The organism is Rhodopirellula europaea 6C (assembly GCF_000338295.1).
Taxonomy (GTDB): domain Bacteria; phylum Planctomycetota; class Planctomycetia; order Pirellulales; family Pirellulaceae; genus Rhodopirellula; species Rhodopirellula europaea.
Window position 1 is genome coordinate 30,118 of record NZ_ANMO01000236.1, and the last position, 16,786, is coordinate 46,903.

At 55.8% G+C, this 16,786-nt stretch carries 9 protein-coding genes; 5 read left to right on the forward strand and 4 right to left on the reverse strand.

Annotation, left to right across the window (positions count from 1 at the left end; translation table 11 throughout):
* The first annotated feature begins 39 nt into the window (after window positions 1–39).
* Entirely contained in the window at window positions 40–4,605 is a 4,566-nt protein-coding gene (gene gltB, locus RE6C_RS25320; RefSeq protein ID WP_008661227.1) for a glutamate synthase large subunit, read from the forward strand.
* 144 nt (window positions 4,606–4,749) lie between these two features.
* A complete protein-coding gene (locus tag RE6C_RS25325) occupies window positions 4,750–6,252 on the forward strand; it encodes a glutamate synthase subunit beta (protein ID WP_008661229.1) in 1,503 nt (500 codons plus the stop codon).
* Window positions 6,253–6,492: 240 nt separating this feature from the next.
* Here RE6C_RS25325 and RE6C_RS25330 read toward each other — a convergent pair whose 3' ends face one another.
* Entirely contained in the window at window positions 6,493–6,882 is a 390-nt protein-coding gene (locus RE6C_RS25330) for a hypothetical protein (protein ID WP_008661233.1), read from the reverse strand.
* A 193-nt stretch (window positions 6,883–7,075) separates the two neighbouring features.
* On the opposite strand from RE6C_RS25330, the gene RE6C_RS25335 reads away from it, so the two are divergent.
* The 3 genes from RE6C_RS25335 to RE6C_RS25345 all read left to right on the forward strand — a co-directional run bounded on the left by RE6C_RS25335 (window position 7,076) and on the right by RE6C_RS25345 (window position 11,241).
* Entirely contained in the window at window positions 7,076–8,779 is a 1,704-nt protein-coding gene (locus tag RE6C_RS25335; RefSeq protein ID WP_008661235.1) for a B12-binding domain-containing radical SAM protein, read from the forward strand.
* 149 nt (window positions 8,780–8,928) lie between these two features.
* The gene (locus tag RE6C_RS25340) at window positions 8,929–10,368 is read left to right on the forward strand and encodes a PA14 domain-containing protein (protein ID WP_008661237.1); all 1,440 of its coding nucleotides are present in this window, start codon (window positions 8,929–8,931) and stop codon (window positions 10,366–10,368) included.
* A 138-nt stretch (window positions 10,369–10,506) separates the two neighbouring features.
* A complete protein-coding gene (locus RE6C_RS25345; protein ID WP_008661241.1) occupies window positions 10,507–11,241 on the forward strand; it encodes a 3-keto-disaccharide hydrolase in 735 nt (244 codons plus the stop codon).
* A gap of 347 nt (window positions 11,242–11,588) precedes the next feature.
* On the opposite strand, the gene fliG is transcribed toward RE6C_RS25345, so the two are convergent.
* The 3 genes from fliG to RE6C_RS25360 form a co-directional block, all read right to left on the reverse strand.
* A complete protein-coding gene (fliG, locus tag RE6C_RS25350) occupies window positions 11,589–12,596 on the reverse strand; it encodes a flagellar motor switch protein FliG (RefSeq protein WP_039963408.1) in 1,008 nt (335 codons plus the stop codon).
* A gap of 180 nt (window positions 12,597–12,776) precedes the next feature.
* Window positions 12,777–14,405, reverse strand: a complete 1,629-nt coding sequence (locus RE6C_RS25355; RefSeq protein WP_008661243.1) for a Na+/H+ antiporter NhaC family protein — start codon at window positions 14,403–14,405, stop codon at window positions 12,777–12,779.
* 38 nt (window positions 14,406–14,443) lie between these two features.
* Window positions 14,444–16,735: a hypothetical protein gene (locus RE6C_RS25360; protein WP_008661245.1), complete on the reverse strand. Its 2,292-nt coding sequence runs from the start codon at window positions 16,733–16,735 to the stop codon at window positions 14,444–14,446.
* Between the last annotated feature and the right edge of the window lie 51 nt (window positions 16,736–16,786).

Here is a 16,786-nt window from a genome sequence, read left to right on the forward strand (position 1 = left end):
ATAGTCCACACATTCCCTCATCCCCAAGTTGTTTCAGTTATGACCAAGCAACCTTTATTTCACCTGCCGCCGGCCCAAGGACTGTACAACCCTGAGCACGAAAAGGATGCGTGTGGCGTTGGATTTGTTGCCCATATCAAAGGGGCACCCAGTCATCAAATCGTGATCGATGCCGATACGATTTTGCAAAACATGGACCACCGTGGTGCCTGTGGCTGCGAGCCCAACACCGGCGACGGTTCAGGAATCATGTGTGGCTTGCCTCACAAGTTTTTGCAAAAGGTCGCCAAAGCAGATCTCGGTGTCGAATTGCCCGAAGAAGGCAAGTTCTCGGCTGGTTTGATCTTCTTGCCAACCGACGAAGCCGAACGAAAGATCTGCAAAGACACGATCGCTCGTTTGATCGAAGAAACCGGTCAGAAATTGATCGGCTGGCGCGATGTGCCACAAGAAACGGACGCCGCCGACGTTGGCCCAACGGCTCGTCAGAGCGAACCTGTCATCGAACAGTTGTTCGTCGGTGCGGCAGACGGTCTGAGCAATCTGGAGTTCGAGCGTCAGCTTTACTTGATCCGCAAGCAAGCCAGTCACGAACTGCGCGGCGGTACGAAGATCAAGCAAGCCTTGATGTTCTACGTCTGTTCGTTGTCGACCAAGGTCATCATCTACAAGGGCATGCTCACGCCGGCCCAAGTGATGCCTTACTTCCCCGATCTTCGTGACGAAGATTTCGAGACGCACTTGGCGATGGTCCACAGTCGTTTCTCGACCAACACGTTCCCAAGTTGGGACCGTGCTCAGCCGCTTCGTTTCATGAGCCACAACGGCGAAATCAACACGCTTCGCGGCAACGCGAACTGGATGCGTGCTCGTGAAGGCACGGCCGCCAGCGAAATCTACGGTGACGAACTGAAGAAGTTGTTCCCCGTTGTCGAGCCTCACTTGAGCGACTCGGGAACGTTCGACAACGTGCTTGAGTTCTTGCTGATGAACGGCCGCACGCTGCAAGAAGCCATCATGATGATGGTTCCTGAAGCTTGGCAAAAGCACGAAACGATGCCAGAAGAAAAGCGTGCTTTCTACGAGTACTTCAGTTGCTTGATGGAACCTTGGGACGGCCCGGCTTCCATTGCTTTCACCGACGGAAAGTGCATCGGTGCGACGCTCGACCGCAACGGGCTGCGTCCAAGTCGTTACTACATCACCCACGACGATCGCGTGATCATGGCCAGCGAAGTCGGTGTATTGCCTGTCGACCCATCGATCGTTCGCGAAAAAGGTCGTTTGCAGCCGGGCAAGATGTTCTTGATCGACTTCGAAGCGGGACGTTTGATCCCTGACGAAGAACTCAAAGCCGACTTCGCTCGCAAAAAGCCTTATGGCAAATGGCTCAAGCAACAACGCATTCGCTTGGCCGACTTGCACCCCGAAGCCGAAGGTCACGGGTTCGACGGCGACACCTTGCTGCCACGTATGCAAGCGTTTGGTTACACCGCCGAAACGATGAACTTCATGCTGCGTCCGTTGGTCGAGCAACTGCGTGACCCAGTCGGCTCGATGGGCAATGACTCGGCGCTCGCTTGTTTGTCCGACAAGCCACGGATGATCTATGACTATTTCAAGCAACTGTTTGCACAGGTGACCAACCCCGCGATCGACTCGATTCGCGAAGAAGTCATCATGTCGCTGGAGTGCTACATCGGTCCCGAGCAAAACTTGCTCGCCGCGACTCCAGAGCACTGTCACCGGTTGTTGATCGATCATCCGATTTTGACCAACGAAGAAGTCGCCGCTCTCAAGCATGTCGACCACGAGCGTTGGCACAGCCGCGTAATCGACACGACCTTCGATCGTTCCGAAGGCAAGGCTGGTCTGACGAAGACTTTGGATCGGATTTGTGTTGAAGCCGAAGCGGCCGTCGATGAAGGTTTGCAAATCATCGTCTTGAGCGATCGCGATGTTTCGCACGACCGTGTGCCCGTCAGCATGCTGTTGGCCACCGGTGCGGTTCACCATCACTTGGTCGCTAAAGCCAAGCGGACTCGTGTCGGGATTGCCGTCGAAACCGGTGAAGCTCGCGAAGTGCATCATCACTGCTTGCTGATTGGTTACGGTGCCGATGCGATCAACCCGTACCTCGCATTCGAAGCGTTGTGGCAAGCCCACCGCGACGGCTTGATGTCGCCCACATTGGACGACGACAAGATCGTTGCCGCGTACCGAAAGGGTGTCGCCAAAGGCATGCTGAAGGTCATGGCCAAGATGGGCATCAGTACCCTGCAAAGCTACAAGGGTGCTCAGATCTTCGAAGCGTTGGGCCTCCGCGATGAAGTCATTAACCGTTGCTTCGTTGGCACTGCCAGCCGCATCCAAGGGGTGACGTTCGATGTCATCGCGGAAGAAACACTGCGTCGTCACAAACTTGGTTTCCCCGACAAAGAATCCGATCGTCTGACTCAATTACCGAACCTAGGTGAATTCCACTGGCGTGCTGAAGGTGAAAAGCACGCTTGGAGTCCCCAAGCGATCAGCTCGCTGCAAATCGCGGCTCGCAACAACAACGAAGATGCGTACTGGAAGTTCTCGCACGAAATCAACGAGGACAACCGAACGCGTTGCACACTGCGTGGATTGCTGGACTTCAAGGAAGGCGTTGGCGGACCCGCGTTGCCTTTGGACGAAGTTCAATCGGCCAAAGACATTGTCAAACGATTCTGCACAGGGGCGATGAGCCTCGGCAGCATCAGCGCCGAATCGCACGAAACGCTCGCTGTTGCAATGAATCGTTTGGGCGGCAAAAGCAACACCGGTGAGGGTGGCGAAGATCCAAAACGCTTCCAACCACTGCCCAATGGCGACACCAAGCGATCCGCAATCAAGCAAATCGCATCGGGGCGTTTTGGCGTCACAATTGAATACTTGACCAACGCGGATGAACTGCAAATCAAGGTCTCGCAAGGTGCCAAGCCCGGCGAAGGCGGCGAGTTGCCCGGCAAGAAAGTCGACAACTACATCGCCAGTATTCGTTACAGCACACCGGGTGTGGGACTGATCAGTCCTCCGCCTCACCACGACATTTACTCGATCGAGGATTTGGCTCAGCTGATCCATGATTTGAAGAACAGCAACCCATCGGCACGTGTGAGCGTGAAGTTGGTCAGCGAAGTGGGCGTCGGTGTGATTGCATCGGGTGTTGCCAAGGCTCACGCCGACCACATCCTGATCTCCGGTGACACCGGTGGAACGGGGGCATCGCCGTTGACCAGCATCAAGCACGCCGGATTGCCGTGGGAACTCGGGATCGCTGAAACGCACCAAGTCTTGGTGCTCAACGATCTCCGCAGCCGCGTGGTACTGCAAACCGATGGCGGTTTGAAAACCGGACGCGACGTCGTCATCGCTGCGTTGCTCGGAGCCGAAGAGTTTGGCTTCTCAACCGCACCGTTGATCACGCTCGGCTGCATCATGATGCGGAAGTGTCACTTGAATACTTGCCCGGTCGGCATCGCGACTCAGGACCCTGAACTCCGCAAGATGTTCTCAGGCAAACCAGAGCACGTGGTGAACTACTTGTTCATGGTCGCCGAGGAAGCTCGCCGCATCATGGCGCGACTTGGTTTCCGCACGATCGACGAAATGGTTGGTCGCAGCGATGTGTTGTCGACCGACGACGCGATCAAACACTGGAAGAGCGATGGGTTGGATTTGACCTCCGTCCTCAGTCCCGCGCAGCGTCCTCACGACAAGGTCGAAGTGATCTGCACGCGTGGCCAAGATCACGGTCTGGAAAAATCACTCGACATGACCAAGTTGGTCGCCGAAGCGATGCCAGCGATCGAAAACGGCGAATCGGTTCGCATCACGTCGCCGATCATCAACATCAACCGGACCGTCGGAACGATCTTGTCGCACGAGATCGCCAAACGACACGGACAAGCCGGCTTGCCCGACGACACCATCCACATTGATCTGACGGGGTCCGCGGGCCAAAGCCTCGGTGCGTTCCTCGCTCACGGTGTCACGATTGAACTGGAAGGCGACGCGAACGATTACGTCGGCAAAGGTTTGTCTGGCGGACGCATCATGGTCTACCCGCCTCGCGAAAGCACATTCGATGCTGCCAACGAAATCATCGTCGGCAACGTTTGTCTGTACGGTGCGACCAGCGGCGAAGCCTACTTCAGTGGCCGGGCGGCAGAGCGTTTCTGTGTCCGAAACAGTGGTGCTCGCACCGTCGTTGAAGGCGTCGGGGACCACGGTTGTGAATACATGACTGGCGGACGCGTGGTGTGTCTCGGTGAAACCGGACGCAACTTCGCGGCAGGGATGTCGGGCGGGATCGCTTACATCTGGGATCGCAAGGGCGACTTCAACCTTCACTGCAACTTGGCCACCGTCGAGTTGGAAAAGATCGAAGGCGAAGCGGAACTCGCGGATGTCAAAGGCATGATCGAGAAGCACCACGAGTACACCAAGAGTGCGTTGGCTGCGGAAGCCTTGGCGGACTTTGACACGTTCGTGTCGCAGTGCGTCAAAGTCATGCCAACGGACTACAAACGCGTGCTGGCTGAAATGGCTGCCGAGAAAGACGCGGTCAGCGTCTGAAAATGACGGCACCCATCGCTTGCTTTGCAAAGCGATTGAAAACGATCGGGCGAAGCGAATCGCTTCGCCCGGCACGCGTGGCCATCGCCGCGAATACCCACCCCATATCAACCGTACACATCACCCAATTTTGAGGACTCTGCCATGGGCAAGCCCACTGGATTCAAGGAATTCGATCGCGAAAAAGTTGCTTGGCGATTGCCAGTCATCCGGATCAATGACTACGACGAGATCTATACCGAACCGAAGACTGAGCACCTGCAACGTCAGGGCGCTCGCTGCATGGATTGCGGTGTTCCTTTTTGTCAGTCTGCGACCGGATGCCCGATCGACAACTTGATTCCCGAGTGGAACGACCTGGTCTACAACAATCGTTGGAAAGAAGCGATCGAGCGTCTGCACAAGACCAACAACTTCCCTGAGTTCACCGGTCGCGTTTGCCCGGCACCATGTGAAGGCTCGTGCGTGTTGGGAATCACCAACCCGCCTGTGACGATCAAGAACATCGAAAACGCGATCGTGGATCGTGCTTGGGAAGAAGGTTGGATCGTTGCTGAACCGCCGGAGCAACGCACTGGAAAGAAAGTCGCTGTCATCGGCAGTGGACCGGCTGGTTTGACCGCCGCTGATCAACTCAACAAAGCCGGCCACTTGGTCACCGTTTACGAACGCGCAGATCGGATCGGTGGTTTGTTGCAGTACGGCATTCCCAACATGAAGTTGTCGAAGAAAGCGGTTCAGCGTCGCGTCGACAAAATGACGGAAGAAGGCGTGACCTTCAAAACCGGAGTGAATGTCGGCAAAGACATCTCGCCGAAGGATTTGCAGAGCGAGTTCGATGCTGTGTTGTTGGCCTGTGGTGCGACCAAGCCACGCGACCTGCCGATCCCCGGTCGCGAAGCCAAAGGCGTTCATTTCGCGATGGACTTCCTCACGTCCAACACGCAGCAACGTGTTCACGGTGATAACCTGGGGGCCGACTTTATCAGCGCCGAAGGCAAGGACGTGATCGTCATCGGCGGTGGTGACACCGGGACCGACTGCATCGGAACCAGCCTCCGTCACGGTTGCCGCAGCATGGTCAACTTTGAGTTGTTGCCTCAGCCACCTGCCGAACGTGCCGACGACAACCCATGGCCGGAATGGCCGCGTATCTTCCGTGTCGATTACGGCCACGAAGAAGCCGAAGCGAAGTTCGGAAAAGACCCTCGCGAATATCAGATCCTCAGCAAAGAGTATCTGGTCGACGACGAAGGCAAGCTGAAAGGCATCAAGACCGTCAACGTCGAATGGACGAAGAACGATGAAGGCGGCTGGCAAATGGCCGAAGTCGAAGGCAGCGAAAAAGAATGGCCTGCCCAACTGATCTTGTTGGCGATGGGCTTCTTGGGCCCCGAGCAAACCGTTGCAGAATCGTTGGGTCTCGAGACTGACGCTCGCAGCAACTTCCAAGCTGAACACGGCAAGTACGCAACCAACATCGACGGCGTCTTCGCCGCAGGTGACTGCCGCCGTGGACAAAGCCTGGTCGTGTGGGCGATCAACGAAGGCCGCGGCGCCGCTCGTGCAATCGACATCTTCTTGGAAGGTTCCAGCAACCTACCAGCCCCAGGCCAAACGATGGGCACATCCATGGCCGCCGTCTAAGCCAAGCCAGGACCAAACAAGACTCCGCAAAAGCGACCTTCAATCATTGAGGGTCGCTTTTTTTGTATCCATCATCAATCGCATCTGCCCTCGCGTTTTGTCAGGCCTTTACAACGCCTTGGCGAACAACGCCGTCCAGGCGTACGCGAAGCAGATGCACAATCACCGCCCCGGACGGGGCCGCCGTCCGTAGCTCGGGGCGGAAGCCCCGAGACCGATCTCGCGCGACACGGACCAAACTTAAGTCCACCGCCAAACCGTCCACAGATGCACGGCGATCGCAATGACGAAGCAAACGATCGAGATCGCAGTCGGAATCTCGTAGTAGTACTGCAATCGTTTGTGATTGCCCCAGTACCATCGGAAGTGAATGAACAGTCCGACGCAGATCAGCAGCATTCCAAACGTGATCGCGGGCGTGCCGTTGTATTCCTTCCAAAACTCGGGCGACATTTGCCCCCGGTGGGCAAGGTTGATCGTCGTCGCTCGCTGGACGAGACAGCATCGCAGTCCATAAATGCCAACCACCGCCGCCGCACCGACGCCAACAATCCGCCTCGTGATGGGACCGCCGTCGGGACCATCGGACAGTCGGTCGGCCAAATCGAAGATCCAATCGTGCTGATACATGGTCGCGGCTGGGGAGCGAGGAATGCTCGGTGAGCGGGCATTCTGTGTCAGGTTGATTCCAACGACGTACGGGGCGCGAGTGAGTCCCCCGCACCAGCATTTTCGCAAGAAAGTGATCCGCACCCCCTGATGGTGGGTTCTGCGGTATGCTGGTGTTCGGTTGGCAACTCACGCAAAACTCACAGGTGCGACTATGTCACGGATCGCGATCATCAACCCCGCCTTTGAAGTTTCGTATTGGGGGCTGGAGTATTCGCAGCCTTTGTTTGGCAAAAAGGCCAACATGCCTGTCGCCAGCCTCCCGTTGCTGGCCGCTCTGACACCGCCGGAGCACGAGGTCGTTTTGTTCGACGAGAATGTCGAGTCGCTGGATTTTGACGAACTTCAAACGTTCGATATCGTCGCGATGACGGGGATGAGCGTTCAGCGTTTCCGGATGGATTCGATCGTCACTGAGTTGAAAGATCGAGGTTGCTTCGTTGTCATCGGTGGCCCATGGGTGACGGTCGAAGAGGACTACTTCGGCGATCGTGTGGACGTCGTCTTTATAGGTGAGGCCGAAGTCACGTGGCCGCGTTTCTTAGCGGAATGGCAAGAAGGTGATCACAGCCAGCGGTATGAACAGGTCGACAAGACGGACATGGCGACCGTCCCCACGCCGCGTCACGATCTTCTGAAGAGCAAACACTACCTCGTTGGTAGCTTGCAGATTTCTCGCGGATGCCCGTTTCAATGCGAGTTTTGTGACATCATCGTCACCTTTGGTCGTCGCCCTCGCATCAAACAGTCGTCACAGGTGACCGCCGAACTGGACAGCTTGCTCGCTCAAGGAATGCACATCGTTTTTATTGTGGACGACAATCTCATCGGCAACAAAAAGGCGATCAAACCCGTTCTTCGCGAAGTCGCGGCGTGGCAACAGCGGCACGGATATCCGATCGTGTTCAGCACCGAGGCTTCCTTGGATTTGTGCGAAGACGATGAGCTGATGGAATTGATGGCGGAAGCCAATATCCAGTCCGTGTTCATCGGACTGGAAAGTCCTGATGAGGAATCACTCAAAGAGACCAAGAAGTATCAAAACGTCCGCAGTCGCGGTGGCACGATGCTGGAAAAAGTTCATCGCATTCAAGACTTCGGAATGGAAGTCTGGTGCGGATTGATTGTCGGTTTTGACAACGACACGTCGGCGATCTTCGCGACGCAGCAAAAGTTCTTGAAGGATTCGCGAATCGCCCATGCGATGGTGGGTCTGCTGCACGCGATTCCAAAGACGCCGCTGTATGCTCGGTTGTTGGAAGAGGGGCGTTTGGATCTGGCGGATGAGCATCACTATGGCACGAACGTTATTCCAAAAGGCATGACACGAGACGAGTTGCTTCGCGGGTACCTAGAAACAATGCGAAATGCATACGAACCTGATGTCTACTTCGATCGCTTGGATCAATTGTTTGTTAACGATCGATTTCAGTTTCGTGCCTTGAACACAGACTATTTCAAAAAGCATCGGTGGCAGCGTCGCAAACAACGCACCATCTTCACGGTTGGTTTCGTCGCCATGTTCATCCGGTTGATGTGGAAGGTTCCGGATGCCGAGTTGCGTCGGACGTACCGGCGTCAAATCTTGGCGGCGGTCCGCGGGCGGTTCAAGACTCCGGAGATCTATTTCTTCTACGTGCTGAAGTGTGCGATGCACTACCATCACCACCGCATGACAAGCGAGATGATTGATGATCCTTCGAAGTTTGTTTCGACCTATGGAAAGGCGATGCGTTCGGACCAATCCAGCACCGAACCGTCTGAGTGCCAGTCCCCGGCTGGTCTGAAATACACAGAGGTGCCCGTTGCAGTGACGGCACCCAGTTTGCCCGTGGTTGAGACGACAACATCCACCTAAAAATTTCTGTGTCGGCGATTCAGGGATTTTACCGTTTCATTTTCATGACTCGGTAGTGAGTCGGAATCCGTGTTGGTGGATCGCGAGTCAGTGGAGATATAGGTAGGTTGTTGGCTTTTAATCTCCACCGACCTGCGCCGCGAAAACTCATGCGACTTTTTTGGATCGTTCTCTGTGCATTTTTGACTTGGCAAACGTTTTCGCCATTGGTTTCGGCGGATGAACCGAAGAGGCTCGACCCAAGGTCTCCTCGCTGGTCACCGCTGGTGGACGTCATTGCAAAGGTGGAGCCCGCGGTAGTCGGTTTGTTTCTAAGGGATGAGGGGACCGGCGGATTCAATTCGGGCAGTGGGACGATCATTGAATCGTCCGGGTATGTGTTGACCAACGATCATGTGTTGTCGAGCAACAGCGGCTACGTGGTTCTGGGCAAAGTTGCAGGCAAATTTGAGGTCGTTGGCAGAATGCCCGAAAAGGACATGGCTATCGTTCGCCTATTGCACGTGAAGGGACGCTTGCCAACCGTTCCGCTGGGACGGAGCAACGATGTGCACAATGGCGAGGCGGTTGTCGTGGCGGGCAACCCTGGTGGACACGGCATCACAATCACGTCCGGAATTGTCAGTTCCAAAAAGACTTACTTGGACATGCCCAACGCATTGATTGCGACGAACTACAACTTGCTCGCACGCGACGACTATTTGCGGTTCGATGCGGCGAGCAATCGCGGCAATTCGGGCGGCCCGTTGGTGAATATGGAAGGCAAGATCATCGGGATCGTTTCTCGCGTGAACCCGGAAGAGCAAAATGCTGGTTTTGCGATTCCAATCGATCGTGTTCGCAAATTGCTTGTTCGAATTGTTGAACCGGAACTGCGCCACGATCGAAGGGTTGGCATCTCACTCAATCCGCATGCCGAAGCAGCCGTTGTCGCCACAGTCGAAGAAGGTTCACCAGCTGCAACAGCGGGGGGACTTGCCGGTGATGTGATTGAGATGGTGGCAGGTAGCCGTGTTCGCAATGCGGCTCAATACACGCTGGTGTTGGATCAAGTGCTTAGAGAATCGGAAGAGGTTGAGTTGCTGGCGAGCAGACGCGGAACAGCGATTCCGGTTTCGCTGCAGACCGTTGCGGTGCCTCGGCTGCAAGGCATCGAGCTGGACGAGCACGAACCTGGTCTGGACTATCGAATGTACCTGGGCAAGTTCAAAAAGTTGCCCGAGTTTGAAGAGATGGAAGTTGCAAGATCAGGGCAAGTGGATTCGCTGAACTTAGAGGAGATCCAGGCTGATCAGCGCGACGATTTTGCGTTGAGGATCGACGCGATGTTCCGCGTGCCGGAGGAGGGTTTGTATCGATTCCAAATCACATCCGACGATGGAAGTCGAGTTTTCCTGCATGACAAATTGTTTTTGGACCACGACGGCAACCATCCGCCCATGACAGTCAGCCGATTGGTGCGTGCCGGGGCCGGTTTGCATCCGATCCGCATCGAGTATTTCGAAGGTGGAGGCGCACAAACGTTGACGGTGGGTCTGACGCGTTTAGATGTTCCAGCAGTCGACGACGGCGATGAATCGGATTCCTAAGCGGAACAAACTCCGGTCGAAGTGCAGTTCTTTCGTGTGTCCGCCTCAGACTCTGAATCGAAACCCACATCGGACGCTGTCAGCGAGTAAAATCTTCGCCAGCTGTTCTGTTTGGCAGCTCGGCGGATATTCCCGCCTATGTCCCCACCCCACTTTCCCACCTGCGAATTGCTGATGAAAACGTATTTCTTTGCTGCTGTCACACTGTGTGTTTCGACACTTCTTGCCCATTCACCCGCCGCAATGGCGGAGGACGCCGCCAAGACCGGAAAGTGGGAAACACTTTTTGATGGCAGCAACTTGGATGCTTGGCGTGAATACAACCGCGACTCGGTGACGACCGGTTGGAAGATTGAAGGCGATGCTTTGACCTGCATTTCACGCAAGGATCAGGGCGACGCCGCCCGCGGCGAAAACTTGATCACGAAAGAAAAGTTTGACGCCTTCGAATTGGAGCTCGATTTCAAGGTCACTCCTGCGGCCAACAGCGGCGTGATGTTTCATGTCGTCGAGACAAAGAAGCCGCCTTACTACACCGGACCTGAAATCCAGATCCAAGACCACAAGGGTGGCCACGATCCACAAAAGTGCGGATGGTTGTACCAGTTGTATTCCTCGGACACGGATGCCACGAAACCGGTTGGTGAGTGGAATCAGTTGCGAGTGCTGATCACCCCTGAGAAATGCGAGATCGCGGTCAACGGAGTTCTCTACTGCGAGTTCGTTAAAGGCAGCGACGACTGGAACGAGCGAGTTGCTAAATCAAAGTTCGGCAAATGGGAAGGTTTCGGTGAACCGACCAACGGACATATCTGTTTGCAAGATCACAACGACGAAGTTTCGTATCGCAACATTCGAATTCGTCGACTGTAGGTCGTTGTTCGAGGCGAGTTTGCAACGCTGCTATGTTGTGAAACGAATCGCGTGAAACTTGATGGGGCAAAGGGAAGGGCCATGGTGAAGCCCTCCCTGCCTCACCATGGCCCTATCATTGCTGGAACGATATGGCACCGATCGTTCCACCCTCCCAATCCATGGTACAAGGAGTATCGGACCGCACCGGTCAAATGCTTCAGCCGTTTTGGTGAGGTGAACCCGTTTTTTCTGACGGGGCGCAGTATCCCAAGGGAAAGCAACCGTTTTGTATCAAGGCAAAATGGGTTGGCGCGAAGGAAAACTCGGTTTTGAGCGAGCTTTCAGGCAGGGCTGAGCGAGAATGATTAGGTGACGTACTCTTCTTCGGCTTCGCCGGTTGGACGTGAAATTTCGCCGGTGTCTTCGAGATGCCGGACGATATCGACGATCTTTTGTTGGACGGCTTCGACCTCGCTGATTCGAACGCTGCCCAGATAGCCCATTTCTTCCTGCAGGTTTTCGGCGGCCCGCGAACTCATGTTTCGCAGCACTTTTTGCTGCAAAGCTTCGCTGGCACCCTTCAGTGCCATCGCCCACTGAGCCGTTTCGACATTCTTCAGCAATGCTTGGATGTCGCGGTCGCCCAGTTTGGAAATGTCTTCGAAGACGAACATCAGTCGTCGAATGTCTTCGGACAACTCTGGATCTTCGCGGCCCAGAGATTCCATGATGGTCCGTTCGATCGCGCGTTCGACCACGTTGAGGATCTCAGCGACACTTTCGACCCCACCCGTGTTGCTGTGTTGTTGGTTGACCATGTTGCTGAGGCGAAGTTCCAATCCACGTTCCAGTTCAGAAACCGCTGCTGGGCTGGTGCGGCCAATCGATGCGATGCGCCGGATGACTTCTAGCTGTTTCACGGGATCCAGCCCCGCGAGCACTTCCGCCGCATAGGACGACGGGACGTGAGACAGCAACAATGCAATGGTTTGTGGGTGTTCTTCGCCGATGAATTGAAGCAGTGTTTGCGTGTCGACCTTTTTGACAAAGCCGAACGGCATCGCCTCGATGGTTTGTTGCAGATTGCCGATCAGTTCTCCGGCGTCTCGCCCCAACGCCTCTTTGATCAGTTCCTTGGCTCGTTCCAGGCCACCTGGGCTGGCGTAGATCGAGCTCGCTTTGCTGGTCAGGAACTCAGCGATCACGACTTCTTGTTCGTCACCACCGACCGAGTCGATCTGCGCGATTTTGATGCTGATCGTTTCGATCAATCGCGGCGGAAGTTGACCGAGGACCTTTGCCGCGACCTTCGTGGGAAGGCTCATCAGCAAGATTGCCGCTTTCGTCAATCCGCGATCGTCAGCAATACTCATGGTCGACGAACTATTCACTTCGCTGAGAAACCTGCCATGCAAATGAGAGGAAGCACTGTATGAGTTAGCACTCCACTCATCTTTCATCGGCAATCCACAGGACAGGCTCAACCGAACGCCGACGAGTGAGGCGTCGTGCTGAATTAGGATCGGGATATCTGGCAGAACCAGCAAACTCGGCTAGGGTGCTGCGGTTTGGGGAGGTTTGCCGAGCACGCGAACGACCAACCAGAGCACCGTCGCGGCGACCAGCAGACTGATCCAAGGCGAAATGCCCCAGGATGCCGGCAGTGTCCCAAAAAGAATACACGTGACGCCAACCACCAACGCGTAGGGCATTTGCGTTCGCACGTGCAACACGTGATCGCAGTCACAGGCACGGCTGGACAACACCGTTGTGTCGGACAGCGGCGAACAGTGGTCGCCGAAGATGGCTCCGGCAAGCACGCTGCTGAACGTGGCAAGGCAAATCGGTGACATCGCGAGTGAAGCCGTTGTGGTCGATTGCAAACCGTCCAACACCGCAGTGTCGGATGCTGCCAGCGCGGCTTGTTGCAGATTGATTGACAACGCGACAGACAGAGGAGTCAGTATCGCCATCGTGCCCCAACTGGTTCCGGTGGAAAAGGCAATGAACGCCGCAAGCAGGAACACGCACGTGGGAAGCCATTCCACGGGAAGGCGTGTGTCCAGGATGGATGCGAGATAGCCGCCAGTGTTCAGTTGGTCCGCACCGGTGAGCGAGGAGAGTCCCCATGCCAACCAAAGCACCGCCATCGCCGGCAGCATTTGGAACATGCCTTCCACGGTTCCCATCGCGACCAATTCCCACGACACTTTGCTTAGTAGCATTGCCAGTGCCCCGGCGACAACCAGGCCCGCGGCACCTCCGGCAACAAGAGCCAAGTAGGAGTTGCCGTTTCCGATGACATGACCGAAGGTTTGCCAGGTCGACATCCCGCCTTCGACAGGAGTTTGCAAACCGGTCCAGATGAGCACTCCGCTGATCACGATCAAGCAGATCACGATTGGCATGACCGCTGCGACCGTGTCTCGCCAGGACGTCGATGATGTCCAACGGGAAGGATGAATTGGCTTGCGTGAGGCGGCGTTTTCTTCCTCCCACATCGGACCAAAATCTTTCCCTGATCGGGCGATGACAAAGACAAACCACAACGCCAACAGCGGATAGAAGCGATAGGGAAGGCTATGCAAGAACACCGAGAACGTCATGTTCGTCGCTTCGATCCCCGCGTCGGTCAGCCCAGTCTGCAAGTAACTCAGTTCTGTCGCGACCCAGGTGCTCACGAGGGTGAGGCCAGCAACCGGAGCGGCGGTTGAGTCAACTAAATAAGCAAGTTTGGCTCTCGATATGCCGTAGCGTTCCGCCGTGGTCCGCATGGTGCCACCAACCAGCAGCGTGTTGGCGTAATCGTCAAAGAAGATCAACAGTCCTGTGAAGCCGATCAATGTTTGACCGCCTCGGCGTGTTGACACACGGCGAGTCCATCCCGAGATCATCCGTGCCATGCTTCCCGCTGATTCCAAAACGCCGACCATTCCGCCCAGAAGCAACGTGAAGGCTAGGACATGGAGGTGGTCCCAATCGCGAATCGATTGATCGATCGTGGCAAAGAACTGCTTCGATGATTGGATGAGAGTGTAAGCTGCGCCACCGTCTTCGTTGGAGGCTAACAACCAAGTGCTGACGAAAATTCCAATCGCGAGAGGAAGCAGGACTCGGCGGGTGATCAGGGCCAGGATGATCGCGACGGCGGGCGGCAAGAGTGATTCGATGCCGTCGGTCATGGCGGTCTCCGTCGAAGAATTTCAAGGCGGCTGAGCGGCTATCGCAATCGAGACAGTCGAACCGGCGCGGACAGGCTTTGAGTGGCAGCGGCTTCCGATAGGCTGGCCGTCACATAACTCGGCAGTAACTCGCTGATTTCCGATCGATCGTTCGCAAACGATTCCAAGCCGTCCAGCAATTCCAAGGCGTGCAAACGAATCGAAGCGGCGTCGCGACCACCGTATCGACTCGCGATTTTAGACCATCTCACACCGAGTTTTCCTCGAGCTTCCGCGGCCTCGTTGTCAGATAGGTCATCCGAATCTTCCCGCCACTGCATCTCGGCTTTCGCCAGCGATGCCAATCGAGAATCCGATGCTTTGCACATCAATGGGACACCGTCTTCCCAACGTCGTAGCTGCAAGCAAAGTGTTCGTCCCAAAACGCCGGCTGACGTTTCGGATTGTCTCATGCGTTCCAGTTCCAATTCGGTTGGCATCGTTTTGATCGACGCCAGCAAATCGCCCAGTTCGTTTTGCAATTGCTCGTCGGTTGCGAATGGCACCAGCTTCTCAACGTCAAAACCAAACGAAGCGCACCACTGGTTTTCGTTGTTCAGGATCAATTGATCCAGCAACGTGTTCGCTTGAAGTAGCAAATGATTGAGGTGATCGGTGGTGGATATGGTTTGTCGACAATCCCGCCAACTTTCGACGAGCCGACGCACAACCGAATCGGACCAAGGTTCCTGGGGTGTTTTTGGGACCGTTTCGGTCGACGGTGTCGTTGCGATCGCGGTGTGGGCGACCAAATCTTGAGCACGCAGATGCGTTGTTTCGAAGGGCTCGACCAGCCAGCTGGCACGCAGGCTCAAGTGCATCGCCGCGAGGTGTTCGAGAGAGCCGTTGCCCGCGAGTTCAGCAATCAATTCCCACTGATCAATCAAGCCAGCCGCCTCGGTCAATCGAAACCGGCGTGTCGCCCGTTCGGTCTCGTCCCACAATTCCTGGGTCGCTTCGCTGATCTCGATTTCCGTGAATCGTGCCTTCTTGGGTTCGGGTGTCGGTGTCGCGGGAGTACCGTCGTCGTCCGGAATGTCATCTTTGTTGTTGGCGTCGGACGTTTCCGCCATTGCCATCTCGGCAACATCCGGTGTGTCCTCAACCGGCTCTGCTGCATCATCCGAGTCATCAGCCATCTCGGATGCAAGTTCAGCAACCGCAGGACCGCTGGGCGTCATCGATTCAACCGCGTCATCGCGAGTGGTTTCGTCCATCTCCGTTGCGGCGTCTGGTTGTGGTTGAGTCTCAGTGCTTTCAACTGCGGGAGCAACCGCGATCATTTGCTCCGGTGGTTCGGCATCATCGGGGATCTCGTCCGGCACGTCGTCGTTGTTCGATTCGTCAGCGGTTGGTTCGTCCATCGGCGTCGTCGGAAGTTCGACTGGAACGGCACCGGTTTGTTCTGAGTACTGCGTGGCCAGTGTCGATTGATTGGCTTTCCGAGCCCCTAACCAGTACGCCAAGTAGAACGTGGCGGACAGGCAAAGAATCGAGAGCCCCACCAAGGTCCGGACTTCCGACATCCATCGTTTCCATCTGCCACGATGAGAACGCATCTCTTCGAGGACCAATTCGTTTTCGTTGCGGGGGGGCAAGTCTTCCAGCAACGAACGCTCGACGGATGGCTGAACCCAGTGCGATGTTTCATCTGCCGTGATCGCGACGGTTTGTGCATCGCTGGCCTCAATCGCCACGTCAGCCAACCGGTTGCCTGCCGCGGGAGGCAGACCAGGAATCAACACGTTGTTTTGAATCGGCGATGCTTGGTCGGTCGAAGCAAAGATCGTTTCTTGTGAAAACGATGTGTGCGACACGCTCTCCATTTCGAACGGAAGGATGCGGCCAAGTTGAACTTGCTGGTGTCGGTCAATTCGATAACGCGGATCCATCACTCGGTAGGCCGATGTGATGACTCGAGCTAGATGGCACTCGTTGACCGTCGATGGTTTGCTGACTTGGACCGACGCGAGAGCACCGGCGCTGCGTTTGGTCGCGGTACGGATGATGTGCAACCGACTTTCAAACGTCCGCAAACCCAGTGTCGCGAAATGCAGGTCGTCTAGAAGATCGGTCGCTGCGATCGGATTCGGATGGCAATGACGGATTTGGTCAAAGATCGAATCGCTTGCTCGATCGTCCCCGTGGTCGTCTGAATCGTCCGATTCCGCCGTTGGCAAACCCGGGCGGGTCAATGCGTCACCCTCCGCCGCGTCGCGATCCGAATCCGGAATCGCGTCGTCGATCGAAGCATCGATCGGTCGGTCGTTGGGGGGAGTGTTTTCGGACATGTGCGAAAATGCTTGCCGAAGATCACATGGAACGTTCGGCGGCGGGAGTCC